At 68.9% G+C, this 12,493-nt stretch carries 13 protein-coding genes; 10 read left to right on the top strand and 3 right to left on the bottom strand.

All coding sequences use genetic code 11. The annotated features are described in order from the left end of the window. Position 1: 1 nt before the first annotated feature. The 7 genes from ACQP06_RS01725 (at position 2) to ACQP06_RS01755 (ending at position 7,155) form a co-directional block, all read left to right on the top strand. Entirely contained in the window at positions 2-205 is a 204-nt protein-coding gene (locus tag ACQP06_RS01725) for a ferredoxin (protein ID WP_433669995.1), read from the top strand. After that, entirely contained in the window at positions 202-765 is a 564-nt protein-coding gene (locus ACQP06_RS01730) for a nuclear transport factor 2 family protein (RefSeq protein ID WP_433669997.1), read from the top strand. The genes ACQP06_RS01725 and ACQP06_RS01730 overlap by 4 nt, the downstream gene beginning before the upstream one ends. Continuing rightward, the gene (locus ACQP06_RS01735) at positions 759-2,015 is read left to right on the top strand and encodes a hypothetical protein (protein ID WP_433669998.1); all 1,257 of its coding nucleotides are present in this window, start codon (positions 759-761) and stop codon (positions 2,013-2,015) included. Before ACQP06_RS01730 ends, ACQP06_RS01735 begins: the two co-directional genes overlap by 7 nt. A 25-nt stretch (positions 2,016-2,040) precedes the next feature. Beyond that, complete coding sequence (locus ACQP06_RS01740; RefSeq protein WP_433669999.1) at positions 2,041-3,651, top strand: acyl-CoA synthetase; 1,611 nt, start codon at positions 2,041-2,043, stop codon at positions 3,649-3,651. Positions 3,652-3,717: 66 nt separating this feature from the next. Further along, the gene (locus tag ACQP06_RS01745; protein WP_433670001.1) at positions 3,718-4,428 is read left to right on the top strand and encodes an acetoacetate decarboxylase family protein; all 711 of its coding nucleotides are present in this window, start codon (positions 3,718-3,720) and stop codon (positions 4,426-4,428) included. Further along, positions 4,425-5,195: an SDR family NAD(P)-dependent oxidoreductase gene (locus tag ACQP06_RS01750; protein WP_433670003.1), complete on the top strand. Its 771-nt coding sequence runs from the start codon at positions 4,425-4,427 to the stop codon at positions 5,193-5,195. The genes ACQP06_RS01745 and ACQP06_RS01750 overlap by 4 nt, the downstream gene beginning before the upstream one ends. Before the next feature lie 178 nt (positions 5,196-5,373). Further along, on the top strand, positions 5,374-7,155 hold the full coding sequence (locus ACQP06_RS01755) for an ABC transporter ATP-binding protein (protein ID WP_433670005.1): 1,782 nt from the start codon (positions 5,374-5,376) through the stop codon (positions 7,153-7,155). A 47-nt stretch (positions 7,156-7,202) separates the two neighbouring features. Here the strand turns inward: ACQP06_RS01755 and ACQP06_RS01760 are convergent, their stop codons facing one another. Continuing rightward, positions 7,203-8,024, bottom strand: coding sequence for a crotonase/enoyl-CoA hydratase family protein (locus ACQP06_RS01760; RefSeq protein ID WP_357087710.1), 822 nt, complete (start codon positions 8,022-8,024; stop codon positions 7,203-7,205). 137 nt (positions 8,025-8,161) lie between these two features. On the opposite strand from ACQP06_RS01760, the gene ACQP06_RS01765 reads away from it, so the two are divergent. After that, positions 8,162-9,751 (top strand): succinic semialdehyde dehydrogenase, encoded by a 1,590-nt coding sequence (locus ACQP06_RS01765; protein ID WP_433670007.1) that lies wholly within the window; start codon positions 8,162-8,164, stop codon positions 9,749-9,751. A 67-nt stretch (positions 9,752-9,818) separates the two neighbouring features. Here ACQP06_RS01765 and ACQP06_RS01770 read toward each other — a convergent pair whose 3' ends face one another. Beyond that, positions 9,819-10,433, bottom strand: a complete 615-nt coding sequence (locus ACQP06_RS01770) for a YbhB/YbcL family Raf kinase inhibitor-like protein (RefSeq protein ID WP_433670009.1) — start codon at positions 10,431-10,433, stop codon at positions 9,819-9,821. 132 nt (positions 10,434-10,565) lie between these two features. On the opposite strand from ACQP06_RS01770, the gene ACQP06_RS01775 reads away from it, so the two are divergent. Both ACQP06_RS01775 and ACQP06_RS01780 read left to right on the top strand, forming a co-directional pair. Next, positions 10,566-11,426, top strand: coding sequence for a helix-turn-helix transcriptional regulator (locus ACQP06_RS01775; protein ID WP_433670011.1), 861 nt, complete (start codon positions 10,566-10,568; stop codon positions 11,424-11,426). Positions 11,427-11,447: 21 nt separating this feature from the next. Continuing rightward, a complete protein-coding gene (locus ACQP06_RS01780; protein WP_433670012.1) occupies positions 11,448-11,918 on the top strand; it encodes a nuclear transport factor 2 family protein in 471 nt (156 codons plus the stop codon). Here the strand turns inward: ACQP06_RS01780 and ACQP06_RS01785 are convergent. Beyond that, complete coding sequence (locus ACQP06_RS01785; RefSeq protein WP_433670014.1) at positions 11,915-12,487, bottom strand: TetR/AcrR family transcriptional regulator; 573 nt, start codon at positions 12,485-12,487, stop codon at positions 11,915-11,917. The genes ACQP06_RS01780 and ACQP06_RS01785 overlap by 4 nt on opposite strands. Positions 12,488-12,493 lie beyond the last annotated feature (6 nt).

The following is a 12,493-nucleotide window of genomic DNA, read 5'->3' on the forward strand; positions in this document are numbered from 1 at the left end:
CATGCGCCTGGTCGTCGATCTCGACCTCTGCCAGGGCCACGCCGTCTGCCAGGACGAGGCCCCCGACCTCTTCGAGGTGCCCAAACAGGGACAGGTGCGGATCCTGCGCACCGACCCCGGCACCGACCTGGACGCGGCCCGCGCCGCCGTCCGCTACTGCCCGACCCAGGCCCTGTCGCTCGTAGACGACAGCGCTGTCGAATGAAGGAGACAGCCGTGAGCTGGTCCCGAGACGAACTCGACGAGATGATCCGCCGCTGGGTGGACGAGAACAAACAGTGTGAGGCGGCCGGGGACTGGAAACCCCTCGAGCACTTCTACACCGATGACGCCACCTACGGCTGGAACTACGGTCCGCAGCAGGAATTCATGGCCGTCGGGCGCGACGAGATCCGCGATATCGCGCTCGGCCAGGAGATGTTCGGGCTCGAGGGCTGGACATATCCGTACCAGGAATTCGTGGTCGACGAGCGCACCGGCAGCGTGATCGGCTTCTGGAAGCAGGTCAACGATCAGCAGCGGGCCGACGGGCGGCCCTACAGCCCGGAAGGGCTCGGCGGCAGCTGGTTCCGCTACGCCGGGAACTACCAGTGGAGCTGGCAGCGCGACTTCTTCGACTTCGGCAATGTGACCGCGCTGTTCGTGGAGATGATCTCGAACAACGCGCTCTCGTCCGGCATGCGCAAGCGCATGGAACGGTCCATGTCGGGCGAACCGCTGCCCGGCTGGTACCCGGTCGGGAAGGGGCCGGCGCCCCTATGGTGACCAGCAGATACGCATCACTCACCAGATCCGAACTGGCCCTGCTGGTTCCGGAACTGCTGCTGTGCGGGCACCTCATCGACCGGTCCGGCATGGCGCACGTGCTCGGCGCGCTCGGCCGGGAGGGCATGACCGCGGTCGCCATCGACGAATGGCAACTGGCCAGCCCGGTCTACACCCGGCGCATGCGGCGGGCGCTCGGCATCACGAGTGACGGGGTGGACGCCATCTTCAAGGGCTTCCAGCTGGATATCGGCGCGCCACCGCAGTTCATGGACTTCCGCTACAAGGTGATCGACCACGATCACGGGGAATTCCATCTCGACCACTGCGGCGCGCTCGCCGACGTCGAGCCGATGGGGACCGAATTCGTGGTGGCCATGTGCCACGACATCGAGGACCCCACCTTCGACGCGACCGCGCTCGCCACCAATCCGTACGCCCAGGTGCGGCCCGTGCACCGGCCGCCCCGCGAACCCGCGGACCGGAAACCGGTGTGCGCGTGGACCGTCACCATCGATCCCGCGCACGAACCGCCGATTCCGCACCAGGACGCGCAGGTGGTGGCCGGGTCCGAGGCCGCCGCCACCGTGCTCGATCCCATCGACCCGGAAGATCCCGGGCAGGCGGACTACGCGGGGCCGCTGCTGAGCGACCTGCGGTTCGAGGACTTCTCGCGCTCGGCGCTGATCCGGATCGCCGACGAGGTGTGCCTGCAGCACCACCTGCTCACCCTCGGCTACCGGACCGCGGTGGAGTCGCGCGCGAAACCGGGAGTGGCGCTGGACATCCTGCGCAAGCAGTTCACCGGCATCGCGGGCCTCACCGCCGAACGCATCCGCACCGCGCTCGGGCTCGGCGACGATATGGCGGCGCTGGCCAAGGTACTGCGCCTGCACCCGGCGCTGAACCCGGCCGCCTATGTCGACGTCGACGTCACCGCCGAGACCACCGGCGGCGAGCAACTGGTCGAACTGCGCATCGGCCGCGGCTGCGGCGCGGTCGACGACGGCGCCTGGCCGGCTCTGCTCGACCCCGACCATCTCCAGCCGCTCGACGCCCTGGTGCGCGGGGTGAACCCGCGCTTCCACGCCCGGGTCCGCGAGGCCGCCGACTGCGGGCTCACCCTCGAAATCGGTTGCGCCGAACTGCCGTTCCGGGAAGCCGACGAGGTCGCCATCACGCGGTTCAGCTCCGGGGCGGCCTTCACCTTCACCGACCGGGGCACACCGCTGCCGCTCACCGTCCTGTAGCCGGAACACACCAGGAGAAACGGCCATGGCGTGCAACTTCGCCGACCTCTACGAACATTCGGCCGACGCCGTGCCGGACCGGACCGCCGTGATCGAGGGGACACGACGGCTCACCTTCGCCCAGCTCGACGCCCGCGCCAACCGGCTCGCCCACCACCTGGCGGCGGCCGGGGCCGGGCCCGGCACCCACATCGGGTTCCACATGCACAACAGCATCGAGAGCCTCGAAACCCTGTTGGGCTGCTACAAGATTCGCGCGGTGCCGGTCAATATCAACTACCGGTACCGGGCCGAGGAACTGCGCTACGTCTACGACAACGCCGACCTCGAGATGGCGGTGCACCACCGCTGCTACGCGCCGCTCATCGAGGAGATCCGCGATCAGCTGCCGAAGCTGCGGCACACCCTGGTCGTGGAGGACGACCAAGGGGGAGCGGGACTGCCGAGCCGGTCGCTGCCGTACGAGGACGCGCTCGAATCCGCCTCCGACATCCGGGATTTCGGGCCGCGCAGCGCCGACGACCACTTCATCATGTACACCGGCGGCACCACCGGCCTGCCCAAGGGCGTCATCTGGCGGCAGGAGGACATGTGGCGGGTGCTCGGCGGCGGCATCGACTTCTACACCGGTGAACCCGTCGCCGACGAATACCAGCAGTCCCGGGTGGCCGCGCAGAACGAGTTCCCCATGACCTGGTTCGTGCTGCCGCCGCTGATCCACGCCGCCGCCATGATGCCCACCTTCACCGCGCTGTGGTCGGGCAACGCGGTGGTGTTCCAGCCGCGCTTCGATCCCGACGAGGTGTGGCGGGTGGTGGCGCGGGAACGGCCGCACGTCCTGGTCGTCACCGGCGACGCCATCGCGCGGCCGCTGGTGGACTCGTATCGGGCCGCGCCCGTCGACGCCTCCTCGCTCGTCTCCATCGGATCCGGGGCGGCGCAGCTGACCCAGCCGGTGAAGAACGCACTGCTGGAACTGTTTCCGAGCACCCTGGTCACCGAGTCCATCGGGTCGTCCGAAACCGGTTTCGGCGGAATCGGATTCGCGCAGAAGGACGACGATCCGGCTCGCGCGCCGCGGGTGAACACCGGCCGAGGCGCGCTGGTGGTCGACGATGACGGGCGGCCGGTCGCACCCGGCGGCGAGGGATGGGTGGCCAAGACCGGCAATGTGCCGATCGGGTACTACAAGGATCCGGTCAAGACCGGCAAGCTGTTCCGCACCGTGGACGGCGTGCGGATGGTGATCACCGACGATCGCGCGCGCGTCGAATCCGACGGGTCGGTCACCTTGATCGGGCGCGGCAATATGGTCATCAACACCGGCGGCGAGAAGGTCTTCCCCGAGGAGGTGGAGGCCACGCTCAAGGCGCATCCGTCGGTCTACGACGCGGTCGTGGTGGGGGTGCCGCACGAGCGGTGGGGGCAGCTGGTGGCGGCCGTGGTGTCCCCGGCGGACGGCGATATCGACCTGGCGGCGCTGGAGACCCATGTGCGCGAGCGCCTCGCCGGATACAAACTGGCACGCCGGATCTGGGTGGCCGAGACCGTCGCCCGGACCCCGAGTGGGAAGCCCGATTACCGATGGGCGAAGGCATATGTCGCGGAGCGGGCGCCAGACCATGAAAGTAGGTGACCCGGTGAGCGGACGAACTGCGTGAAACGTCCGGCATGCCTAGGTGAAACCTGTTCTAATTCGAACATGGTTGATGCCCACACCGTGCTCGGGGAGCGGGTCAGCATGCCGGTGCGAATCCGGCACGCGGACGCGAGTTCGGCGCTGTTCCTCGTCGACGCCCGCGCCGCCGCCGAACTGCTCACCGGCACCGGGCTGGAGCCGCTCACCCTGCTCGGCAAGGCCGTGCTCTCGCTGGCCTTCGTGCGCTACGTCGACGGTGACCTCGGGCCGTACCACGAATTCGCGTTCTCGATCATGGCGAAACAGCCCGGACGCCGGGACAGCACCGGGGCCTACATCCACTGGCTGCCGGTGAACCAGAGCTTCACCTGCGAAGCGGGACAGTCGATCTGGGGCTTCCCCAAGCTCATGGCCGACATCGACATCGCGCCCGACGGACGTGGGCACCGGTGCGAGGTCCGCGTCGACGGGCAGTTCGTGCTCGCGCTGCGAGTCGCGGACGGCGTCCCGATGCCCGCCGGCGCGGGCGGGGCCTCCATCGACGCCTACACCTCGCGCAACGGAATCCTGCGTCGCACACCCTGGATCATGGACCCCGGCCAGGTCCGGGGACGGCCGGGCGGCGCGCGCATCCACCTCGGAGACCACCCCGTCTCCGATCAACTGCGCGCCCTCGGGCTGCCCGGGCGGGCACTGTTCTCCAGCCGGATCGGCGCGCTCCGTATGACTTTCGAGGACGCCGCCACCGTCTTGCAGACCCAGGAGGTCCGATGAGCCGCATCGCACTGGTCACCGGAGCGGCCAGCGGTCAGGGCCGCGTCGTCGCGCAACGCCTCGCCGCGGCGGGCTGGCAGGTGGCCGCGGTCGACGTGAACGCCGACGGGCTGGCCGTCACCGCCGCCCGCTCGCCCAATACCCACACCTACGAATGCGATGTCTCCGACGCCGCGCAGGTCCGGGCCGTCGTGGACAAGGTGCGCTCGGAACTGGGGATCATCGACCGGCTGGTGCACGCGGCCGGCATCGGCCATGTGCACGCCTCGGTGCTGGACCACGACGTGGCCCTGATCCGGAAGATGATGGACGTCAACTACATCGGGACCGTCAACCTGGTGCAGGCGGTCGTGCCCGCCATGCGGGACGCGGGCGCGGGGACCGTGGTGCTGTTCGCCTCGCTCGTCGGCTGGCTGCCCTCACCCGGCATGGCCGGATACACCGCGTCCAAGCACGCGGTCATCGGCTTCGCCGAGAGCCTCTCCTACGAACTGCACGGCACCGGCGTGCGCCTGCTCGTCCTGTGCCCGCCCGGCGTCGAGACCCCGTTCCTGGACGTGGTCCGTGAGGAGAACGCCAGCGTGCTCGGCAACGCGGTCCCCGTCACCCCGGAATTCGTCGTCGACACCCTGGAAAAGGCGTTGGCCGCACCGAAGACGCCGCTCTACGTATTCCCCGGAGAGGCTCGGCCCGCCTACTACATGCGGCGATTCCTGCCGGGCGTGGCGCGCGCCATCATCCGGCGCACCATCCGTCCGGTCGAGTAGATCCCCGAACGTGGATGCCGGCACGTGCTCCGATCGGCATCCGCTCCGGTGCTGGGCGGCCGGGCTCTGCGGCCGCCCAGCACCCGTATCCCGCAACCATCCAGCGATAATTCAGTAGCGCTATCACTCCCCTCCGGGCACTCTGGGCTCTCTGCAAGCACTAGCCGAGAGGGGATGAATGAGTACGCGCACGTCCGCGGTACGGCTGGTTCTGCGCTATTACGGCCGGGAAATGGCCCGGCGCAAAGCCATCACGATCACGGCCATGCTGGGGCCCGCCTTCGGCAATATCTGTCAGCTCTACATCGCGCCGCTGCTGGTCGCGATCGTCGTCGGCAAGGTCGCCGCCACCGGCGACTCGTCCATCGGCGCGCTCGCGCCCTACGTGGTGGGGTTCGGCGCGCTGCTGTTCATCGCCGAGGTGTGCTGGCGCATCGGCATCCACTTCCTGAACCGGTTGGACGCCAACGGGATCGAGAACCTCTACAACACCGCGATGGACGAACTCCTCGCCAAGGACTCCGCGTTCTTCCACAACAACTTCGCGGGCTCGCTGACCAAGCGCGCGCTGAGTTTCGCCACCCGGTTCGAGGACTTCGCCGACACCTTCGCCTTCGAGATCGTCGCCGCATTCGTGCCGCTGACCTTCGCGTCGGTGGTGCTGTGGCGCTACGACCCGATGCTGGTCATCGTGCTGCTCGGCCTCATCGCCGTCAGCGGCGTGGTCGTCGCCCCGCTCATCCGGCGCCGCCAGCATCTGGTCGACGATCGTGAGGCGGCCATCGCCCTGGTGTCCGGGCACGTCTCCGACACCCTGTCGAACATGCAGGCGGTGCGGGCCTTCGCGGCCGAACCCGAGGAGATCGCCGAACACCGGCGGCGGGTCGCGGTGCAACGGCGAAAGTCGTTGCTGTCGTGGGACTACAACAATCTTTACATCGACACCGTCATCACCCCGCTGATGGTGATCGTCAATGTGGCTGGACTGCTCATCGCCCTCGGCATGGGCGGCGGGCACGCATCGGTCGAGGTGATCATGGTGGCCTTCACCTACTACTGGAACGCCACCGGGATCATGTTCCGGTTCAACCAGATCTACCGGCGGCTGGAGAGCACCACCACCGAGGCCGCGCAGTTCACCGAACTGCTGCTGGCATCGCCGACCGTGCTCGACGTCGCCGAACCGGAACCCTTGCGGCCCAAGGGGTCCGACATCCGGTTCGAACAGGTGAACTTCGCGCACCCGGGGGCGCAGCCGCTGTTCCGCGGCCTGGATCTGGACGTGCCCAGCGGCGCGCGCATCGGTCTGGTCGGCCGGTCCGGCGGCGGCAAGAGCACGCTCACCCAGCTGCTGCTGCGCATGATGGACATCGACGGCGGCGTGATCCGCATTGGTGGACAGGACATCTCGCGACTGCGCCAGAGCGATCTGCGCAGCCTGCTGTCCTACGTGCCGCAGGACCCGGCCATGTTCCACCGGTCGCTGAGCGACAACATCCGCTTCGCCCGGCCCGAGGCCACCGACGAGGAGGTGCGGCGCGCCGCCAAGGCGGCGCACGTCACCGAATTCGCGGACGGGCTGCCCGATGGCATGGACACGCCCATCGGCGAGCGCGGCGTGAAACTGTCCGGCGGACAACGCCAGCGGGTCGCGCTCGCGCGGGCGATCCTGCGCGACGCGCCGATCCTGCTCCTGGACGAGGCCACCAGCGCCCTCGACTCCGAGAGCGAGCTCCTGGTGCAACAGGCGCTCTGGGAGTTGATGGAAGGGCGTACGGCGCTGGTGGTCGCGCACCGGCTGAGCACCGTGGCCGGGATGGACCGGCTCATCGTGCTCGATCGCGGGCGGATCGTCGAACAGGGCAGCCACGAAGAGTTGCTGCACGGTGAAGGCACCTATGCGCAGCTGTGGCGGCACCAGTCCGGCGGATTCCTCGCCGAGGAAGTGGCCGCCCGCTGATGGTTCGAGGTGGTGACGGGAGAGGTTCCGTCGCCACCTCGAATTCCTCAGTTGCCCTGGAAGTTCGGCTTGCGCTTCTCGGCGAACGCGCGCGGGCCTTCCTTGGCGTCATTGCTGCGGAAGACCGGCAGACCGACCTTGGCGTCGATCTTGAACGCCTCTTCCTCGTGCAGGCCCTCGGTGTCGCGGATGACCTTCAGGATCGCCTGCACGGCCAGCGGGCCGTTGTTGTTGATCAGCTCGGCGATCTCCAGGGCCTTGTCCAGCGCGGTGCCGTCCGGCACCACGTGGCCGATCAGACCGAAGTTCAGCGCCTCCGCGGCGGTGATGTGGCGGCCGGTCAGCAGCAGCTCCGCGGCCACGGTGTACGGGATCTGGCGCGGCAGGCGCACCGCCGAGCCGCCCATCGGGAACAGGCTCCACTTCGCCTCGGACACACCGAACTTGGCGCTCTCACCGGCGATGCGGATGTCGGTGCCCTGCAGGATCTCGGTGCCACCCGCGATGGCCGCGCCCTCGACCGCCGCGATCAGCGGCTTGGTCAGACGGCGGCCCTTGAGCAGACCCGGCATGCGGGACGGGTCGAAGGCCGAACCCTCCTTCATGCCGTCCTCGGGCTTGTTCTTGTTCATGTTCTTCAGGTCCGCGCCCGCGCAGAACGCGCCGCCGGCACCGGTGAGGATGCAGGAGCGGATCTCCGGATCGTTGTCGACCGTGTCCCACGCCTCGGTCATGATGGCCAGCATCTCGCCGGTCAGCGCATTCTTGGACTTCGGGCGGTTCATGGTGACGATGAGCGTCGCGCCACGCTTCTCGACCAGCGCGTGCGGCTCGGTGTTGGCGGGGGTTTCAGCAGTCGCTGCGGTCATCGCCGACCCTTCTTTCGATATGGACGAACCAAGATTCCGGCACGAAAGTACCCCGCGCCGTTGTCCTAAACAATAACGTGTTCTAGTTTGGATCATGGTGACCGCCGTCACGGGCGGCAAGTAGTGGAGAGAGTCCCATGAGCACAACGAGCAAGGCCAAGCTGCCGCCGCGCGTCACGGAATCCCTCGTCAACCGGCTGACCGCGATGGTGACCGCGGGCAAGGCCGGCGAGGCCCGCGAGCCCTTCGAGATGACCGAGGTCTACACCGGCGACGTCGTCGGCTACCTGCCCCAATCTTCCCCCGAAGACGTGGTGGCAGCGGCCGAAATGGCCCGCGCCGCGCAGAAGGAATGGGCCGCCCGGCCGCTCAAGGACCGTCTCGCCGTGTTCGAGCGCGCCCACGAGCTGCTGCTCACCGAGATCGAGACGCTCGCCGACCTGATCCAGATCGGCTGCGGCAAGGCCCGGCGCATGGCCATCGAGGAAGTGTGCGACACCCCGCTGGTGATCGCGCAATACCTCAAGACGGCCGAGAAGACGCTCAAGCCCAAGAAGCGCTCCGGGCCCATGCCGGTCATCACCTCCTCCACCGAGGAGCACCGGCCGAAGGGCGTCGTCGCGGTCATCGCGCCGTGGAACTTCCCGTTCGCCATCTCCATGTCCGACTCCACCCCGGCGCTCATCGCGGGCAACGGCGTGATCATGAAGCCGGACAACAAGACCGCGCTGTGCACGCTGTACGGCATCGAACTGCTGCACAAGGCGGGGCTGCCGCGCGGGCTCGTCCAGGTGGTCTGCGGCGTCGGCCCCGACGTCGGCCCGACCCTGATCGACAATGTCGAGTTCGTCATGTTCACCGGCTCCACCGCCACCGGCCGCACCATCGGCGAGCAGTCCGGGCGCAACCTCATCGGATGCAGCCTCGAGCTCGGCGGCAAGAACCCGATGATCGTGCTCGACGACGTCAACTTCGACGAGGCCATCCCGTCGATCCTGTTCGCCGCCTTCGGCAACGCCGGCCAGATCTGCATGCACATCGAGCGCATCTACGTGCAGGAACGCATCTACGACGAGTTCCTGCGCCGGTTCAGCGCGGCCGCGGAGGAACTCGCCGCGAAGACGGGCGCGTCCTACGACTTCGAACCCGAGATGGGGTCGCTGGTCTCCGTCGACCACATGAAGCGCGTGGCGGCGCATGTCGACGAGGCACGGGAGAAGGGCGCGACCGTCGTCACCGGCGGCAACCCGCGTCCCGATCTCGGACCGGCCTTCTTCGAGCCGACCGTCCTCACCGACGTCACCAAGGACATGGCGCTGGCCACCATGGAGACCTTCGGGCCGGTCGTCAGCATCTACAAGTACAAGACCGACGACGAGGCCGTGGCGCTCGCGAACGACACCGCGTATGGATTGAACGCCGCCATCTGGACCGGAAACATCGACCGCGCAACGAAACTCGCCGAGCGCATCGATTCCGGCTCGATCAACATCAACGACGGCTTCATCACCAGCTACGCCGCCAAGGGCACGCCGTCGGGCGGCGTCAAGCAGTCCGGCGTCGGCACCCGGCACGGCGCGGCCGGCCTGCTGAAGTACACCGACACCATCAACGTCGGTGTCCAGAAGAAGCAGATCATGGCCTCCCGCTCGTCCATGCCGTACGAGAAGCAGCTCAAGTCGACCCTGGTCACGCTGCGCCTCATGCGTCGCCTGCACCTGGGCTGACGGCTGCGGTAAACCGTTCCACGACACAGGGTCCCGGCCGAGATGGCCGGGACCCTGTGCGTTCGGGTCAGGGGCGCTGCGCGGTCAGCGACAGGTGCGCGACGCCGATGATGTGCGAGCCCATCGAGAACGAGGCGACCGCCGGGGTGGTGGTGGCGGGCAGGCCCAGGCTCGGGGTGTCCAGGGCCAGGACCGAGATCTGATAGGTGTGCGGGCGGTCGCCGGCGGGCGGGCAGGGGCCCAGGTAGCCGGGGGCGCCCGCGTCATTGGTCCCCGCGACGCCCGCCGCGCCCGCGGTGAAATCGGTTGCGGTGGTGGGGATATCCCAGTTCAGCCAGTGCCAGAAGCCCGCGCCGGTCGGGGCGTCCGGATCGAACATGGTGACCGCGAGGCTCTTCGCGGCCGCCGGAGCGCCCGACCATTGCAGGCGCGGGGCGTGATTGGCGGCGGTGCAGCCGAACGCTCCCGCGTAGAAGTCGGCGGGGAAGGCGTGCTCGGCGGTGCCGTCCGGGGTGGTGACCGTGAACTGCGCGGCCGAGGCCGGGACCACGGGCCGAACCTGAACGGACGCAGCCGGATTCGTGGTGGTGGGCGTCGAATCCCCGTCATTGCCGCAGGCGGCGGCGGACAGCAGGGCCGCCACGGCGAAGGTCGCGGAAACGGTGCGTGCGATGCGAGTCATGGCGGTTCTCCTCGTGTTCGAATGACACGACGAGCATCCCGGAATCCGGAAGCCCCAGGGAGAGCCTCCGCACCCTGGTATTCCGCGTACCACCCGGCCGCTCCTACGCTGGTCCCGAGTGAAGGAGCGAGCGTGGACACAACGACATCCGGCCAGGAGCTCGGCGCGTTCCTACGCGCCATGCGTGAGCGGCTGACACCGGAGCAAGCGGGTCTCCCGGCCGTCGGCCGACGCCGCACCCCCGGCCTGCGCAGGCAGGAAGTCGCGCAGCTCGCCGCCGTCAGCATCGACTGGTACATCCGCCTCGAACAGGGCCGCGTCGGCACCCCCGGCGCCGCGATCCTCGACGCCCTCGCCGAGGCGCTGCACCTCACCGGCACCGAACGCGCCCACCTCCACCTCATCGCCCGCGGCGCCACACCCCCGGCCCGCACCCCCGTCGCCGCCCCGCCCGCCTCGCTCCTGGCGATCCTCGACGGCATGCCCGCCCTCCCCGCCTACCTGACCGACTTCCGCCTGGACGTCCTCGCCCGCAACACCGCCGCCGTGGCCCTCTTCGGCCCCGGATTCGACTCCGGCACCAATACCGCCCGCCTGACCCTCCTCGATCCCGGCATCCGTGCCAGTCAACTCGACTGGGCGCGCATCGCCCGCGAGACCGTCGGCATCCTCCGCCGCAACCAGGCCCGCCACCCGGCCGACCCTGGTCTGCGCGCCCTCATCGCCGAATTGCACACGGACAGCCCCGAATTCGCCGACTGGTGGGACGACCACACCGTCCAGGACCGCAGCCACGGCACCAAACGCATCCGCCACCCCGAAGCCGGCGACCTCACCGTCGCCTACGACAGCCTCACCAGCCCCAACGACCCCGACCACACCCTCACGATCCTCACCCCGGCGGACCCCGCCACCACCGCCGCCCTGCGCACCCTCCTCACCGCCCACGCAAACCGCCTGGCCACCACCCGACTTCGCCCCGTCGCCGGGTGACCGACGCGTATCGTCCGCTCCATGAGCACCGCCGCCGACACCACCGCCGTGACGAACCTGATCGCGAAATACGCTGAACTGATCGACACCGGAGACTTCGCCGGCGTCGGCGCGCTGTTCGAGGACGCCGAATTCGTCGGCAACGGCGGATCGGTCCGCGGCAGCGCCGCCATCGAGCGCATGTTCACCAGCCTGGTGATTCGCTACGACGACGGCACCCCACGCACCCATCACGTCACCACCAACATCGCGCTGGAATTCGACGACCCGGCGACCACGGCCACGGCGCGCGCCTACTTCACGGTCTTCCAGGCCCTCCCGGACCTGCCCTTGCAGGCCATAGCCGCGGGCCGCTACCGCGACCGCTTCCAATGCCTCGACGGGCAGTGGCGATTCGCCGAGCGCCGAGTCACGATGCACTTGACGGGCGACCTCAGCCGCCACCTGCGCATGCCGAACGCGGCCACGCGAGACAACCACGGGGCCGGTTAGACCCGCAGCCCCTCGTACAACAGGGTGAGCAACCGGCGCCAGTCGCCGCTACCGGAGCGAATGGTGGCCGACAGCGCGCCGACGACCATGTAGACGTCGGCGACGGACAGGTCCGGGCGCACCGTTCCGGCGGCCCGATCGGATTCGATGAGGGCGCCGATGATCTCGGCGAGCTGTTCCAGCGCCGCACCGCGCGGTTCACTGCCGCGCGATCGGCGGGCGGCTTCGATGGCAGCCGACAATCCGCTGTCGGCCGCCAGGATCGTGCCGACATGGGTCAGGTAGCGCAGCACCGCGCGTCCGGGCTCGGAGCGGTCCAGGCATTCGGTGCGTGCGTACTCCCCGATCTCGGCGAAGCGTTGCGCGGCCGCGGCTTCGATCAGGTCGGCCTGGGTCGGGAAGTGCCGGTACACGGTGCCGATCCCGACACCCGCGGCCCGCGCCACCTCCGGCAGCTGGACCTGGCTTCCCCGCTCCGCGAACAGGTTTCGTGCGGCGTCCAGGATGCGGTCACGATTGCGGGAGGCATCCGCGCGCGGCTTGCGCGACGGTGATGATGGGCTTGACACCTGGGT

The sequence above is a fragment of the Nocardia sp. CA-136227 genome (assembly GCF_050955695.1).
In the GTDB taxonomy this organism is placed as follows: Bacteria; Actinomycetota; Actinomycetes; order Mycobacteriales; family Mycobacteriaceae; genus Nocardia.